Genomic DNA, 15,764 nt, shown 5'->3' with positions numbered 1-15,764 from the left:
GCTATGCTCCTTTCAGAGGAAAATTGATCCTGACGGAGCGGTTTCCGTGTCATTCGACACCCGTAGTTGTCCACATAGACGAAGTCGCACACAAAATTGTCAGCGGCTCGTACTAGCGTCGGATGAGACAGGAAAGCGGCCGTTCAGGCCAGTCCACAGCGAGAAAGCATCAGAGGTGTGAACCATGGCGGCAAATCAGGATCGTGAGAAGGCGCTCGAGGCAGCGCTTGCCCAGATCGACAAGCAATTCGGCAAGGGCTCGGTCATGCGCCTTGGGGACGAAGTCCGGGCGCCGATCGAGGTCATTCCGACCGGCTCCATCGCCTTGGACGTCGCTCTTGGCATTGGCGGGTTGCCTCGTGGCCGTGTCGTCGAAATCTACGGTCCGGAATCCTCGGGTAAGACCACCGTCGCGCTTCACGCTGTGGCCAACGCCCAGCGCCAGGGCGGCATCGCAGCCTTCATCGACGCCGAGCACGCCCTCGATCCCGAGTATGCTGCAAAACTGGGCGTCGATACGGACGCCCTGCTGGTTTCGCAGCCGGATACGGGTGAGCAGGCGCTCGAGATCATGGACATGCTGATCGGCTCAGGCTCCTTGGACGTCATCGTCATCGACTCCGTCGCCGCCTTGGTTCCCCGCGCTGAAATCGAAGGCGAAATGGGCGACTCCCACGTCGGCCTCCAGGCCCGTCTCATGAGCCAGGCCCTTCGTAAGATCACCGGACGCCTGAGCCAGACGAAGACGACTGCTATCTTCATCAACCAGCTCCGTGAGAAGATCGGCGTTTTCTTCGGTTCCCCGGAAACCACTACCGGTGGTAAGGCGCTGAAGTTCTACGCTTCCATCCGCATCGACGTCCGACGCATCCAGACACTGAAGGAAGGCGCGGATTCGGTAGGTAACCGCACCAAGGCCAAGATCGTCAAAAACAAGATGGCTCCGCCCTTCAAGATCGCGGAGTTCGACATCATCTACGGCCAGGGCATTTCCCGTGAGGGCGGCATCATCGACATGGGCGTCGAGCACGGCATCATCAAGAAGTCCGGTTCATGGTTCACCTATGACGGTGACCAGCTTGGGCAGGGCATGGAGAACTCCCGCCGCTTCCTGCGCGACAACCCTGAGCTGGCAGCGGACCTCGAGCGGCTGATCAAGGAAAAGCTTGGCGTCGGAGTAGTCAAGCCTGCCGAAGCCGAGAAATCTCCGAAGCTGAAGGCCGTTGACGGCTAAGCATCAGGGCCACTCCCGGTCCTGGGGTCCGTCTGCGGATTCGTCCGTGGCAGCAGACCCTGAAGCCAATCCGGAAACAGTTGCCCGGGCCATTGTGCTCCGTCAACTCACCAATTCACCCAAGAGCAGGCTTCAGCTTGCGCGCAAACTGGCTGAACGGAATGTACCGGAAGACGTGGCTGAAGCCGTTCTGGATCGCTTCGAGGAAGTCCGGCTCATTGATGACGCCGACTTCGCGGAGATGTGGGTCCGCAGCCGTGCGCAGTCGAGGAAACTCGCCCGGGGTGCCTTGAGACGCGAATTGGCGGACAAAGGCATCGACGCTGAAACGGCCGAGAAAGCGCTCGCGCAAGTCAGCGATGACGACGAGCGGAACGCTGCCAGGGACCTGGTCGCCCGCCGGTTGAGGGCCGGAACTGACCTTTCCGACAGGACCGAGCGGGACAAGCAAACTCGGCGGCTCGCGTCGATGCTTGCCCGCAAGGGCTACCAACCATCGGCGGCGTTCCGGATTGTTGGCGAGGTCCTGGACGAAGCATTGTCGGGGGAGTCGGAGTCCCACGGTGCAGGGGTGTGCGGTGGTCGTGAAGCAGACGACATCGGCTAGGCGGCGTCGCCGGCGTAACTGAGAGCTGCCTGTGAGTATTGTCCCGGGCGGCGGGGATGGGTGGCTTCTTGGCGGTCTTCGGCTAGGGTTCTGGACTAGTGTTCCGAGTCGGGAAGCAGGTCAGATCCAATGAATCCGTTGTCGTTACGGCTTTCGGCAATCATTGTGCCCTTGCTTGTCGCGTCGCTTCTCCAAGCAGGCCCGGCTTCCGCGGACGACGATGCCCCGCCGTCGGGCTATCCTAGCTGGGCGGAGGTACAGCAGGCCCAAGGGAACGAAGCTGCCGCAAGCGCCGAAGTGGGCCGCATCAACCAGTTATTGGCCGGTCTTCAACAGAAGTCGGGCGAGCTCGGGGCGGCAGCCATCAAGGCGGGAACTGAGTACGCGAAGGCCCATGACGCCCTGCAGCATCAGCAGGCAGTCACGCAGAAACTGGCGGAGGCGTCCCAGCAGGCCAAGGCAAAAGCGGATTCACTGAGGAAGGCCACTTCCTCCCTGGTGGTCAAGGCATACGAGTCGGGCGGCTTTGATCCCGGGCCCTGGTCCCTTGCGAATGCCGCCATCGCACCGGACAATATTCAAAATTTCGCCTTGCTGAACAAGGTCCTCGATCGTACGGCGAAGCTGCACGATGATGCGCTGAGCGCTTCGCAGGCATCCGCCGCGGCAACGGCGCAGGAACAAGCTGCCCGTGATGTCTTGGCCCAGTTGGACAGTGACGCCGCGGCAAAGGCCCAGGCCGCGGAGTCTGCGAGGCGCGCCGCCGAAGACAGTGTTGCCGCCACGGACGGACAGCGAAAGACCATGGTCGCCCAGCTTGCGTCCTTGACGTCCACTTCTGCTGCAGTCGCGCAGAAATACCAGGACGGCCAGGTGGCGCTTGCCGCTTATCAGGCTGCCCAGGAGGCCAAGAGGGAGGCGGCACAGCGCAAGGCTGAAGCCGATGCCCTGGCGGCAGCCAACCAGCGGGCGGCGCAGCAGCAAGCCGCCCAGCCGCCCATCAGCAGCGGCGGAGGCGCCAGCAGCAACAACAGCGGTGGCAGCAGCGGCGGCGGCTTCGTAGGGGGAGGCGGTGGCGGGGGAAACGTCGTCAACGACCCCGCAGGCGCACGGCAATACGCGTCCTCCCGGCTCGGCGCCTTCGGCTGGGGCCAGGACCAAATGCAGTGCCTGTCGCAGCTGTGGACCCAGGAATCAAGCTGGATGACAGATGCCACCAATCCCAGCAGCGGTGCCTACGGTGTTGCGCAGGCGCTGCCGCCGGACAAGTACTATTCGGCAGGCAGCGATTGGCTCAGCAACTACCGGACACAGATCGATTGGGGCCTCGGCTATATCCGCGACCGCTACGGTTCGCCCTGCAACGCTTGGCAGCATGAGATGGGCTTCAACTGGTACTAGCCCGAGGGGCTACCCTAGATTGGTGAGTTCCCCTTCCGCAGCACCAGCACCAGCCCCCATTCAGCAGCCCGCTCCGGGCCCTGTCAGCGAGCCCGCACCCGAGCACGGTGCGAAGCGCACCTACCAGGTCCGCACCTTCGGTTGCCAAATGAATGTCCATGACTCCGAGCGCATGGCAGGACTCCTGGAGGATGCAGGATACGTACCCTTCGACGGCGGCGTCGCCGACGTGGTGGTCTTCAACACTTGCGCAGTCCGTGAGAACGCTGACAACAAGCTTTACGGCAACCTCGGGGAACTCAAGCAGGTCAAGGCTGCCCATCCGGGCATGCAGATCGCCGTGGGCGGATGCCTGGCGCAAAAGGACCGCGAAACCATCGTGCGCAAGGCTCCGTGGGTGGATGCCGTGTTCGGGACCCACAATGTGGGGGCGCTCCCGGCGTTGCTGGACAGGGCCCGCCACAACAACGAGGCGCAGCTGGAAATCCTGGAATCGCTGGACGTCTTTCCCTCCACCTTGCCGACCAAGCGTGACTCTGTGTACTCGGGCTGGGTCTCCATCTCGGTCGGGTGCAACAACACCTGTACCTTCTGCATCGTGCCGTCGCTCCGCGGCAAGGAAAAGGACCGCCGTCCCGGCGAGATCCTGGCGGAAATCCAGGCGTTGGTGGACGACGGCGCCGTCGAGGTCACCCTGCTCGGCCAGAACGTGAACTCCTACGGCGTGGAATTCGGGGACCGCCTGGCTTTCTCCAAACTGCTGCGCGCCTGCGGTGACATCGAGGGCCTTGAGCGTGTCCGCTTCACGAGCCCGCACCCGGCTGCCTTCACTGACGACGTCATCGACGCGATGGCCGAGACCCCCAACGTCATGCCGCAGTTGCACATGCCACTCCAGTCCGGCTCGGACAAGGTCCTCAAGGACATGCGCCGATCCTACCGCTCCACCAAGTTCCTGGGCATCCTGGACAAGGTCCGTGACAAGATTCCCCACGCCGCGATCACCACCGACATCATCGTGGGCTTCCCCGGCGAGACGGAAGGGGACTTCCAAGACACGCTCGACGTCGTCGAGAAGTCGCGCTTCGCCTCAGCCTTCACCTTCCAGTACTCCAAGCGCCCAGGCACGCCGGCCGCGGAGCTTCCGGAACAGCTCCCGAAGGCCGTTGTCCAGGAACGCTACGAGCGGCTGACTGCCCTCCAGGACCGCATCGCGGCCGAGGAGAACGCGAAACAGCTCGGACGCCGGGTTGAACTCCTGGTCACGGCCCAGTCCGGACGCAAAGCAGAAGAAACGCATCGCTTGTCCGGCCGCTCCCAGGACCAGCGGCTGGTCCACTTCTCCGTGCCCGAGGGCGCAGAGCCCCCGAGGCCCGGCGACTTCGTCACCGTGACGATCACCGGGGCTGCTGCCTTCCACCTCGTCTCCGATCCGGCGACGACGGCGGACTACAGCTTGAGGCGCTCCCGTGCCGGCGACGCTTGGGACCGCTCGCAGGCCGATTCCTGTGGCGCTCCGGCACTGGGTGCCGCCGGGGCCGGGTCCGGCAGGCTGAAGGGCGTCTCCCTTGGCATGCCGTCGCTTCCCGTGCGGCGCGGCTAGCCCGGCATGACAGCAGTACCGGCCGGATCAGCGGATCCGAATCCGCCCGTGATCGCCGTCGTCGGACCCACCGGTTCCGGTAAGTCCGATCTCGCCGTCCATCTTGCCCTCGCGATCGACGGCGAGGTCATCAACGCCGATGCCATGCAGTTCTACCGTGGAATGGATATCGGCACGGCCAAGATCAGCGTCCCTGAACGCAGGGGAGTGCCCCACCACCTCCTGGACACGATGGATGTCACCGAGGAAGCGAGCGTCTCCGCTTTCCAGGCCGACTGCCGAGCCGCCATCCGCGATATTCATCACCGAGGCAAGCGTGCCATCCTGGTGGGCGGCTCCGGCCTTTATGTCCGGGCAGCGTTGGATGTCCTGGAATTTCCCGGCACGGACCCCGGCGTACGGCAACGGCTGGAGCAGGAGCACGAGACATCCGGTCTTCAAGGCCTCCAGAAACGCCTGCAGCGCGTCGACCCCGTGTCCGCCGAAAGGCTCGGTGACGCACGCCGCGTCATCCGCGCGCTGGAAGTCTTCGAACTCACGGGGCGCCCGTTCAGCTCGTTCATGCCGAAGCGAGAGTACTTCCAGCCGGCCGTGCAGATAGGGCTCGACGTCGACCGCGGAGTACTGCGCGGGCGTTTGGCCGAGCGCGTCCTGAGGATGGTCGACGCGGGACTTCTTGAAGAGGTCGCGCGGCTGGACGCCGCCGGACTGCGACAAGGCAAGACGGCATCGCGGGCGCTCGGATATGCCCAGTTCCTCCGGGTCCTCGACGGCGAGTCCGACGCGGCAACCGCGGCTGAAGAAACCATCGTTGCCACCCGGCAATTCGCCCGCCGCCAGCTCACCTGGTTCCGGGCCGACCCCCGGATCCATTGGCTTGACTGGCAGGATCCGGATTTGGTGACCAAAGCGGCAGAAATCTGCGCGAGCCCGGCGTCGGTGATTTAGGCGCAACCCTTAGTGCAGGTAGCCTTGAGCCATGGATGAAACCCTTGCATTTTCCGCCCCTCAGCCTGCCGCTGCCGGCGGTGCCGTACCCGCCTCCGGTCTTCACGGCCTGGCCTTCTCCAAGGGGCACGGTACGGGCAACGACTTCGTCCTGATCGCGGACCCCGAAGACGCGCACCAGATTTCCCCGGAGCAGGTCGCAGCGCTTTGTGACCGCCACGTGGGCATCGGCGGGGACGGCCTCATCCGGGCGGTCCCTTCACGGTTCCTGTCCGAAGGCCTTCAGCTGCTCGAAGCAGACTCCGATGCCGAGTGGTTCATGGACTACCGCAACGGCGACGGTTCGCTGTCCGAGATGTGCGGCAACGGCGTCCGCGTCTTCGTCCAATTCCTGATCGAGCAGGGTCTTGTCACGCTCAACGCCGGTGAATCCCTGACCATCGGGACGCGCGGCGGCATCAAGAAGATTGTCCGGACCGCTGAGGGCTTTGCGGTGGACATGGGTCCTTGGGAGTTCATTTTCCCCAAGGATGCCACCAGCAAGGCCATGGACTCCCTCGTCAGCGCCGACGGAATTGAAGTCGCCCGGCCTGCCCTCTCTGTCAGCATGGGCAACCCGCACACTGTAGTGGCGTTGGCTGAACTGTCCGAGCTCAAATCCACGCAGCTATTCAAGGCTCCCGTCGTTGATCCCAAGCCAGCCAACGGCACCAACGTCGAATTCGTGGTTCCCGCCGAGCCCCTCGTTCACGACGGCATAGGCAACATCACCATGCGAGTCCACGAACGCGGCGTCGGCGAGACCCAGTCGTGCGGCACCGGTGCCTGCGCGGCCGCCGTCGCCATCCGCCACTGGGCAGGGGAAGGCGCTCCCGACACGTGGCGCGTCAAGGTGCCGGGCGGCGTCGTCGGCGTGCGGTTCTTCCCGGGAGAAAGCGGTCGCGAACACGTGGAGCTCAGCGGCCCCGCCGTGATTGTCGCTAGCGGGACGCTTTCCTGATCCGCAGCACGCGGAAGGATTTCGACGTACTTTCCCGGGATATCGAGAAAGAACCGTCGAGGGTATCGGCCAGCCAACGCTGAAGCGAGTCCGCTCCAAGGTTTTTCTGCACCACAAGCCAGGCGTTTCCACCCGGAGCGAGCCGCGGCAGCCACCTGAGCAGCAGATTGTGGAGTTCATCCTTGCCGATGCGGATGGGCGGGTTTGACCAGATGGTGTCGAACATCACGGCAGGGTCGACGTCGTCGGGCAGGCTCGCAGTGACATTCCCGAGCTCCAGCAGGGCGGCGTTCTCGTTGGTCAGGGTGACGCAACGCTCGTTGACATCAACCGCGTGGACGCGCGCGTGCGGCGCCATGAGCCCCATCGTCAACGCAATGGGACCCCAGCCGCAGCCAATGTCCAGCAGATTTCCCTGCGGTGCCGGAGGCGGAACCTCGGAAAGCAGGATCGCTGTTCCCTTGTCGATCCCGTCGGGGCTGAAGATGCCGCCCGATGTCTGGAGCCGGCGGGTCGCGCCGGCCAGTTCCACCGTGAGGGCCTTGCGGGTGAACGGCCCCGCGGGCTGTGCGCTGAAATAGTGAGCAGACTCCATAGCTTGCCAGATTAGTAGCCAGCAGCGGGCAAGGGAAACCGCGCACCGGTCCACACCGGCTCAACACGGGCTTGACGGGGTCTGATAGTCTGATGCGCATGTTCCTGATCTTTGAGTAGCCGGCACCGCCCGCGACGCAGGCCTGCTTCATTGCAGCGCCATTCCGCCTTGGCATGTCCGTTCCAGACGTTGTTTTTTGACGACTGGACACTCAGCAGATCGTCCCCTTCCCTCCTGGGATCTGTGCACGCAATCCGTGCAGACCGTTCCGGATGGAGATCCCAGACCATCGGCCGAGCCTTGCCAGGCATCAGCCCTGCGCGAATTCCGCGCCACAAGAGACGAATCGGCACTATTCTGGAAATGCCGAACCCCCTAAAGGAGACCATGACCACGCAGAAGAACACCGGACCCGATTCCGACGCCCAGGACATGAGTCCTGAAGAAATCCAGGCTGTCATCGACCGGATTCTCTCCAAGGACGCACCTGCCATAATTCAGGACCGCGACGAACCCCGGGGCGTGTTTGGCAAGGCCCAGGCGATTTCCCGTCTGGACGAAGAACACAGCATTTACGACGGCGATCAAGAGGATCTGGCCGAGCGCCGGGCCCTGGGCCGTACTGCGGGCCTGTCCACGGAACTTGAAGATGTCACCGAGGTCGAATACCGGCAGCTGCGCCTTGAGCGCGTTGTGCTGGCAGGCCTTTGGACCGAAGGCACCCTCGCCGACGCCGAGAATTCCCTGAGGGAACTTGCCGCCCTGGCCGAAACGGCCGGCTCGGAAGTCCTGGACGGGATCGTCCAGCGCCGCATGAAGCCGGACCCCGGCACGTTCCTCGGCTCAGGCAAAGCCATCGAGCTCAAGGACATCGTGATGTCCACCGGCGCGGACACCGTGGTGGTCGACGCCGAACTGGCACCGTCCCAACGGCGTGGCCTTGAGGACATCGTCAAGGTCAAGGTGGTGGACCGCACCACGTTGATCCTCGACATCTTCGCGCAGCATGCCAAGAGCCGCGAAGGCAAGGCCCAGGTTGAGCTTGCACAGCTGGAATACCTGTTGCCGCGCCTGCGTGGTTGGGGCGACTCCATGTCCCGCCAGGCCGGTGGCCAGGTGGGTGGTGCCGGCGCCGGTATGGGGTCCCGTGGTCCTGGTGAAACCAAGATCGAACTGGACCGCCGTCGAATCCGCACGCGCATGGCCAAGCTACGGCGTGAAATAGCCGCGATGAAGCCATCGCGCGAGACCAAGCGCGCCAACCGCCGTCGTAATGCCGTTCCTTCGGTCGCCATCGCCGGTTACACGAACGCCGGAAAGTCGTCCCTGCTCAACCGCCTGACGGATGCCGGTGTCCTCGTGGAGAACGCGTTGTTCGCCACCCTGGATCCCACGGTCCGGAAGGCCCAGACGCCTGACGGGATCGGCTACACCCTCTCGGACACCGTCGGCTTCGTGCGCTCGATGCCCACCCAGCTCGTGGAGGCTTTCCGCTCGACGCTGGAAGAGGTGGCCGACGCCGATCTGATCCTCCACGTAGTGGACGTTTCGCATCCCGATCCGGAAGGCCAGATCGCGGCGGTCCGGACGGTATTCAGCGAAGTGGATGCCCGGAAGATCCCGGAAATCATCGTCCTGAACAAGGCGGACGTCGCGGATCCGTTTGTCGTGGAGCGGCTCAAGCAAAAAGAGCCCCGCCACGTCGTCGTGTCCACCCGCACAGGACAGGGCATTGCCGAACTCCTTGGAGCCATCAGCGAAGCCATCCCGCGACCTGGCGTGCGGCTTGAGGTTCTGATTCCATACAACCGGGGCGAGCTCATCAACAAGCTGCACAACACCGACGCCGAAATCCTCAGCCTTGAGCATGAGGAGGAAGGCACCCGCGTGGTGGCCATGGTCCATGAGAACCTGGCAGCCGAGTTGGAGTCGTTCGTCAACAATGGTTGATCCTGAGGCGGGGGAGCGCGGCGAAACCGTGGGGGAACGTACCGCCCTCGAACTCCTGGACAAAGCCGTTGCCGGCATGGGCGGGCAGAACCGCACGGGCCAACACCAGATGGCCAGGCAAGTGGCGCGGGCGATCGAGACCGGCGAGCACCTCCTGGTGCAGGCTGGCACGGGCACGGGCAAGTCCCTCGCGTACTTGATTCCGCTGATTGCGCACGCGATGGAGAGCAACAAGCCCACGCTCGTGTCCACGGCCACCCTCGCCCTGCAGACGCAGATCGTAGGCCGGGATTTGCCCCGTCTCCTGGAAAGCATCAATCCTGAGCTGGAGCGCCCAGTCAGCATCGCCCTGGTCAAGGGCCGGGCCAACTATGTGTGCCGGCACAAGCTTGAGGGCGGGTTCCCCAGCGAGGAGCCGGCTGAGGGGCAGTTGTTCTCCCTCGGCGAGGACACGAGCGTTCCGCATCTCGCCGCAGCCATCGGCGGGCCTGCCTCGCAGTTCGGCAAGGAAGTCCTGCGGCTTCGCGAGTGGGCCGCAAAGACCACGACGGGGGACCGGGACGAACTGATGCCGGGCGTGACCGACCGGGCCTGGCGCCAGGTGTCCGTCACGTCGATGGAGTGCCTCGGGGCGCAGAAGTGCCCCGTGGCGGAGGAGTGCTTCAGCGAGCTGGCCCGCCACCGTGCCGCGGAGTCCGACGTCGTGGTCACCAATCATGCGATGCTCGCGGTCAGCGCCTTCGAAGGCCTGGCCGTGCTGCCCGAATACGACGTAGTCGTGGTGGACGAGGCCCACGAGCTCCAGGACCGCGTGACCGGAGCTGTGTCCGGGCAGCTGTCCGTCGCGATGATCCATGCCGCTGCCTCGAGCGCCCGCAAACACACGGCCATCACTGTGGACGCCCTGAAGGCCGCCGCGGACCGCTTGGAACTCGCGATCATCGGTGCGCCCTCGGGCCTCCTGCCCAACGGGCTCAATGACGAACAACTTGATTGCGTGGACCAGCTCCGGGAAGCCTGCCGTGCAGCGCTTTCCGACTCGAAGGGAGATTCGTCCAACACGGTCGACGGCGGACGCCAGCTCGCGCGCTCACGGCTGATGTTGATCCTCGAGCTGTGCGAACGGCTGCTCTCGGCCCGGGACAACCGGGAAGTCGTGTGGCTTTCCCGGAACAGTACCTTCGATCCGCAGCAGGGCTACACGGCTCCCGACGAGGATTCGCCTGCGCTCATCAATGTCGCGCCGCTCAGCGTTGCCGGACGCCTCCGGGAAGGGCTCTTCGCGGGCCATACCGTGGTGTTGACCTCTGCCACGTTGGCCATTGGCTCTGCGTTCGAGGCCACGGCCGGAGGGCTGGGCCTGACAGGACAAGGGGCCCCCAGCTGGACCGGAGTGGATGTAGGCTCGCCCTTCGACTACCCGAAGCAGGGCATGCTGTACGTCGCCAAGCACCTGCCCAAGCCGGCGCGCGGCACCTCGCCCGAAGCGCTTGACGAACTTGAAGAGCTCATCAAGGCCTCGCACGGCGGAGCCTTGTGCCTCTTCTCTTCCCGACGGGCAGCGGAGGAGGCGGCGGAAGCGATGCGGTCACGCCTGGACGTGGACATCCTGTGCCAGGGCGAATCGACCATGGCCGCGTTGGTGAGGCAGTTTGCCGAGGAGGAAGACACGTGCCTCTTCGGCACCATGTCCCTTTGGCAGGGCGTTGACGTTCCAGGCGGTTCATGCCGGCTGGTAGTGATTGACCGGATACCGTTCCCTCGTCCGGACGATCCCCTGATGACGGCACGGTCCCGCGCGGTGGCGCAGGCCGGTGGCAACGGTTTCATGGCAGTTTCAGCGACGCACGCCGCCATCCGGCTGGCCCAAGGGGCTGGCCGTCTCATCCGCTCAACGGGGGACAAAGGGGTTGTGGCGGTCCTGGATTCGCGGCTTTCGACGGAGCGCTACGGAAACTTCCTCCGGGCAGCGTTGCCGCCCTTCTGGCCCACCACGGACCGTTCAGTGGTGCGGGGTGCGCTCGAACGTCTTTACGCCGAGTCGGCCAAGGCCTAAAGCGCGCGCTTGCTCAAGCGGACCCGTCCTGGAGCGAGCGCGTCCTAAAGGGAGCGCAGGACCGAGACGACTTTGCCCATGATGGTGGCGTGGTCGCCGAGGATGGGTTCGTACTGCGTGTTCTGGGGGAGCAGCCACGTGTGGCCGTCCCGTTGCCGGAACGTCTTGACGGTCGCTTCGTCGTCCAGGAGTGCGGCCACGATGTCACCGTTGAGGGCGTCGTTCTGACGCCGTACCACCACCCAGTCTCCATCGCAGATAGCGGCGTCGATCATGGAATCACCGGCGACTCTCAGCATGAAGAGCTCGCCATGGCCTACCAATTGGCGGGGCAGAGGCAGTACGTCTTCAACGGTCTGGTCCGCCAGGATGGGTCCACCGGCAGCAATGCGTCCGACGAGGGGGACCATGGCCGTGTCACTGGCACTCGCGAGTTCCGTGACGGCCAGTCCGCCCGCGCTGCGGAGTTTCGCCGGCGATTCAACGCCGGGTATGACAGAGCCGCCGTCCAGGGTCAACGGCATGAGGACTTCCATCGCACGCGGGCGCTTGGGATCGCGACGAAGATAGCCGAGCTTCTCGAGCTGTGACAACTGGTGCGTGACGCTGGACAGGCTCGCCAAGCCGACGGTGTCCCCGATTTCACGCATCGACGGCGGATAGCCATGATCGTTCACCGAACGTTGGATGGTCTCCAGGATTTTCTTCTGGCGGACGGTCAGGCTCTTGGGGGCCTTCTGCGGCTGCTGGCTCCGCGCTGAGGCCGGCCCGCTGCCAGTGGCTTTCGCTGCCATGTTCGCCAACGCCCTTCCGTTCCGCCCATTCGGCCCTGAGGCGCCTGCCGGGACTGTCGGCCTGAAATGTCAGACCCTCCTGTTGCACTGGTTCAGTGCTCTTCCTTCACTCAAACGTAGGGCAGGCACTGGCGTTTTTCAAACATTTGTTCTAGCGAGTCTCGACATCGTTCGTTGATAGGTGCTAAAAATGTCGTAGCAAGGTTCGAATATGTGTTCTATATAAGCGCTGCAGGATCCGGGTGGTCGTTCGAATCGTTCGAACAGATCAACTAATAACCGTCCTGCAAGCACTGACTGAAGGCAAGAATTGGCAGCCGCAACCAGAGATTCCGGAACGCGGCATTGTTCAGAAGGGCTCAGCTCATGTCCGCAATCACCATCACCCACAGGTCCGGCCGCAGTACGGCACCGGGCCGGCTTCGCCTGACCCGCCGGGGCCGCATGGTCTTCTTCGGCCTCCCGGCAATGCTCGTGGTCGCAGTGCTGCTCAGCCTGGCGGGATTCCTGAATTCGCCCGCCAAGGCTGCTGATTCCGCCGCCGAGCTGCAGCCCACCTCGAGTACGAGCGTCACGGTACAAGTGGGCCAGTCCTTGTGGGGGATTGCGGGAAAGGCCGCACCTTCCCGTGATCCCCGCGACGTCGTCGCCGAGATTATCCAGCTGAACAACCTTCAGGACGGCCACATCGTGCCGGGCCAGCAACTGTTCATTCCTTCCACCTGACAGCAACGTTGACCGGTTGGCAGGTCCCCGAGCGGGCGCCGGGCCGTCACAGTTTCAGGGCATCCGCCCCCGCACCTTAAACTGTCATGGTGAGTGACCAGCTTGAGCGACTTGACCGACTTCCCCTCCGGACCAACCTCCGCGGCCTGAGCCCGTATGGTGCGCCGCAGCTTGATGTTCCGATTTTGCTCAACGTCAACGAAAACACCCATGGCGTGCCGGCCGAGGTCCAGGCGGCCATCACCGAAGCGGTAGCGGCAGCCGCCGTCGGACTGAACCGCTATCCGGACCGCGAGTTCACAGAACTGCGCGAGGCCCTTGCGGAGTACCTCGGCCACGACCTTGCGGCCGAGAACATCTGGGCAGCCAACGGTTCCAATGAAGTGCTGCAGCAGATCCTCCAGGTCTTCGGCGGCCCGGGCCGGACCGCGCTCGGTTTCCCGCCCACGTACTCGATGTACCCACTGCTGGCCAGCGGAACCGACACGGGATACATCGCGGGAGTTCGCGCCGAAGACTATGGACTCGATGCGGCCTCGGCCGCCGCGCAGGTTCGCGAACTCAAGCCGAATGTCGTGTTCCTCTGCTCCCCGAACAACCCCACCGGCACGGGGCTCGGGCTGGACGTCGTCGAAGCCGTGTACGAGGCCGGCGAGGCGAGCCAGACCGTGGTGATCGTGGACGAGGCCTATCACGAGTTCGCCCACGACAACACGCCGAGTGCGTTGACGCTCCTCCCTGGCCGGGAGCGCCTTATCGTCTCCCGGACCATGAGCAAGGCCTTCGCCCTCGCCGGTGCACGCATCGGCTACATGGCAGCTGCCCCCGAGGTAGCCGATGCGATCCGCTTGGTCCGCCTTCCGTATCACCTCTCCGCCATCACGCAGGCAACCGCGCTGGCCGCACTCCGGCACCGCGAAGCCCTCATGGCCGACGTCGAGGACATCAAGGTCCAACGGGATCGCATTGTCAGCGAGTTGAGCCGCATGGGCTTCAAGCCGGCCGCCTCGGATTCGAACTATGTGTTCTTCGGCGGAATCGAAAACCCCCATGCCCTGTGGCAAGGCCTCTTGGAGCGCGGGGTCCTGATCCGCGACGTCGGCATACCGGGCCACCTCCGTGTCACCGCCGGTACAGAGCCGGAGACCACGGCTTTCCTTGAGGCGCTCGAAGCCTTGCTGGACGGCCAGGTCTCCGCACCGGCCTAGACTTGAACAAGTCCCACCACACCTTCCTCCTAAGGATCATCAATGAGCGAAAACGGCGCCAGCACGGCGGCCGCCCGGACAGCACGCATGGAACGCACCACCAGCGAGTCCTCCGTCCTGGTTGAAATCAACCTCGACGGCACGGGAGTCTCGGATATCAGTACCTCGGTGCCGTTCTATGACCACATGCTGACGGCGCTCTGCAAGCATTCGCTCATCGACATGACCGTCAAGGCGACCGGAGACACCCACATCGACGCCCACCACACCGTGGAGGATGTTGCTATCACCTTCGGTGAGGTCCTCCGCACCGCCTTGGGTAACAAAGCCGGCATCCGCCGCTTCGGTGAGGCCACGGTCCCGTTGGATGAAGCGCTGGCCCACGCCGTCGTCGACGTCTCCGGACGCCCTTACCTGGTCCACGGCGGTGAGCCCGCCGGCCAGGAATACCACCTGATCGGTGGACACTTCACCGGTTCGCTGACCCGCCACGTCTTTGAGGCCATCACCCTGCACGCAGGCATCTGCCTCCACATGAATGTCCTGGCCGGTCGGGATCCGCACCACATCGTGGAAGCCCAGTTCAAGGCGTTCGCCCGCGCACTCCGTTCGGCCGTTGAGTCCGACCCCCGCGTTGAAGGCATTCCGTCCACCAAGGGCGCCTTGTGAGTAGGCACATCCTCAAGGATGGCGCAGTCGTGGATCCGAAGGCCGCCAGCCGCATTGTTTCGCCTGAAGGAAAACCGACCGTAACGGTCCTTGACTACGGCTCGGGCAATGTCCGCTCGGCGGTCCGGGCGCTTGAGCGTGCCGGCGCGGCAGTCACGTTGAGCGCCAAGCCCGAAGATGTCCTGAACGCTGACGGGCTCCTGGTTCCCGGCGTCGGCGCCTTCGAAACAGTGATGCGCGAACTCAAGGCAGTAGACGCCATCCGGATGATCGGCCGCCGCGTTGCCGGGGGCCGGCCCGTCCTGGGCATCTGCGTCGGGCTCCAGGTCTTGTTCGAGGCCGGAGTGGAGCACGGTACCGAGGCCGAAGGCATGGGCGAGTGGCCCGGTAAGGTGGAACTCCTCCCTGCGCCCGTTGTCCCGCACATGGGCTGGAACACCGTGGACGTGCCGGAAGGCTCAAAACTGTTCGCCGGTGTCGAGCACGAACGCTTCTATTTCGTGCACTCGTACGGCGTGCAGAAGTGGGAATTCGACGTCGTCCAGCCCCGCATGGCTCCGCCGAAGGTGACCTGGTCCGAGCACGGCGCCCGCTTCATCGCCGCCGTGGAAAACGGTCCGTTGTGCGCCACGCAATTCCACCCCGAGAAGTCGGGCGACGCCGGAGCGCGGCTCCTGCGCAACTGGGTTGAGGGCTTGCGCCCGCAAGCAAGAACCCAGCCGCAAGCGGCCGAGGCCGAAGGCGCTGCCTAATATGTGGTCTGTTATCTTCATGGGCGCGGCCGGGCTGCTGGTTGGCGGCGGAATCTCCTTCCACCAGCAGAAACGCCCCGCCTGGGTCTCCATTTCGTTCTACGTCCTGGCCGGCCTGGCATTGCTGGCGGCCTACCTCTTCACCCTGCCTGCCAAATGACTGCGCCTGCCAAATAACTTGCCGGGCAACTGACGCCCGTCCCCACAACACCGAGGACTTC

General features: G+C 64.3%; 15 protein-coding genes. 13 read left to right on the top strand and 2 right to left on the bottom strand.

The window, feature by feature from the left end; translation table 11 throughout:
* Window positions 1-184 precede the first annotated feature (184 nt).
* The 6 genes from recA (at window position 185) to dapF (ending at window position 6,793) form a co-directional block, all read left to right on the top strand.
* Window positions 185-1,234, top strand: a complete 1,050-nt coding sequence (gene recA, locus AC4CS3_RS02960) for a recombinase RecA (protein ID WP_234753124.1) — start codon at window positions 185-187, stop codon at window positions 1,232-1,234.
* A 46-nt stretch (window positions 1,235-1,280) separates the two neighbouring features.
* Window positions 1,281-1,841 carry a regulatory protein RecX gene (locus tag AC4CS3_RS02955; protein ID WP_490782143.1) on the top strand — a complete coding sequence of 187 codons (561 nt, stop codon included), beginning with the start codon at window positions 1,281-1,283 and terminating at the stop codon, window positions 1,839-1,841.
* A gap of 129 nt (window positions 1,842-1,970) precedes the next feature.
* On the top strand, window positions 1,971-3,242 hold the full coding sequence (locus AC4CS3_RS02950; RefSeq protein ID WP_490782142.1) for an aggregation-promoting factor C-terminal-like domain-containing protein: 1,272 nt from the start codon (window positions 1,971-1,973) through the stop codon (window positions 3,240-3,242).
* Window positions 3,217-4,845, top strand: a complete 1,629-nt coding sequence (miaB, locus tag AC4CS3_RS02945) for a tRNA (N6-isopentenyl adenosine(37)-C2)-methylthiotransferase MiaB (protein ID WP_490782141.1) — start codon at window positions 3,217-3,219, stop codon at window positions 4,843-4,845. Before AC4CS3_RS02950 ends, miaB begins: the two co-directional genes overlap by 26 nt.
* 6 nt (window positions 4,846-4,851) lie before the next feature.
* Window positions 4,852-5,793, top strand: coding sequence for a tRNA (adenosine(37)-N6)-dimethylallyltransferase MiaA (gene miaA / locus AC4CS3_RS02940; protein ID WP_490782140.1), 942 nt, complete (start codon window positions 4,852-4,854; stop codon window positions 5,791-5,793).
* Window positions 5,794-5,824: 31 nt separating this feature from the next.
* Window positions 5,825-6,793, top strand: a complete 969-nt coding sequence (gene dapF / locus AC4CS3_RS02935) for a diaminopimelate epimerase (RefSeq protein WP_490782139.1) — start codon at window positions 5,825-5,827, stop codon at window positions 6,791-6,793.
* Here the strand turns inward: dapF and AC4CS3_RS02930 are convergent.
* Entirely contained in the window at window positions 6,774-7,388 is a 615-nt protein-coding gene (locus tag AC4CS3_RS02930) for a class I SAM-dependent methyltransferase (RefSeq protein WP_490782138.1), read from the bottom strand. The genes dapF and AC4CS3_RS02930 overlap by 20 nt on opposite strands.
* Window positions 7,389-7,775: 387 nt before the next feature.
* Between AC4CS3_RS02930 and hflX the strand changes: the two genes are divergently transcribed.
* Window positions 7,776-9,338, top strand: a complete 1,563-nt coding sequence (hflX, locus tag AC4CS3_RS02925; protein WP_490782137.1) for a GTPase HflX — start codon at window positions 7,776-7,778, stop codon at window positions 9,336-9,338.
* Complete coding sequence (locus AC4CS3_RS02920) at window positions 9,331-11,394, top strand: ATP-dependent DNA helicase (protein ID WP_490782136.1); 2,064 nt, start codon at window positions 9,331-9,333, stop codon at window positions 11,392-11,394. The genes hflX and AC4CS3_RS02920 overlap by 8 nt, the downstream gene beginning before the upstream one ends.
* 44 nt (window positions 11,395-11,438) lie before the next feature.
* On the opposite strand, the gene lexA is transcribed toward AC4CS3_RS02920, so the two are convergent.
* Window positions 11,439-12,188, bottom strand: coding sequence for a transcriptional repressor LexA (gene lexA / locus AC4CS3_RS02915; protein ID WP_236816708.1), 750 nt, complete (start codon window positions 12,186-12,188; stop codon window positions 11,439-11,441).
* 366 nt (window positions 12,189-12,554) lie between these two features.
* Here lexA and AC4CS3_RS02910 point away from each other — a divergent pair, with 366 nt between their 5' ends.
* From AC4CS3_RS02910 to AC4CS3_RS02890, 5 genes are all read left to right on the top strand, one after another.
* The gene (locus AC4CS3_RS02910) at window positions 12,555-12,914 is read left to right on the top strand and encodes a LysM peptidoglycan-binding domain-containing protein (protein WP_490782135.1); all 360 of its coding nucleotides are present in this window, start codon (window positions 12,555-12,557) and stop codon (window positions 12,912-12,914) included.
* 89 nt (window positions 12,915-13,003) lie between these two features.
* Window positions 13,004-14,122, top strand: coding sequence for a histidinol-phosphate transaminase (locus AC4CS3_RS02905; protein ID WP_490782134.1), 1,119 nt, complete (start codon window positions 13,004-13,006; stop codon window positions 14,120-14,122).
* A 42-nt stretch (window positions 14,123-14,164) separates the two neighbouring features.
* Complete coding sequence (gene hisB / locus AC4CS3_RS02900) at window positions 14,165-14,791, top strand: imidazoleglycerol-phosphate dehydratase HisB (protein WP_234753135.1); 627 nt, start codon at window positions 14,165-14,167, stop codon at window positions 14,789-14,791.
* On the top strand, window positions 14,788-15,543 hold the full coding sequence (hisH, locus tag AC4CS3_RS02895; protein ID WP_490782133.1) for an imidazole glycerol phosphate synthase subunit HisH: 756 nt from the start codon (window positions 14,788-14,790) through the stop codon (window positions 15,541-15,543). Before hisB ends, hisH begins: the two co-directional genes overlap by 4 nt.
* A 1-nt stretch (window position 15,544) precedes the next feature.
* Window positions 15,545-15,703 carry a hypothetical protein gene (locus tag AC4CS3_RS02890; protein ID WP_172465499.1) on the top strand — a complete coding sequence of 53 codons (159 nt, stop codon included), beginning with the start codon at window positions 15,545-15,547 and terminating at the stop codon, window positions 15,701-15,703.
* The last annotated feature ends 61 nt before the right edge of the window (window positions 15,704-15,764 follow it).

It is taken from the genome of Arthrobacter sp. SE2 (genome assembly GCF_058244265.1).
This window is presented reverse-complemented; position numbering and strand designations above follow the sequence as displayed.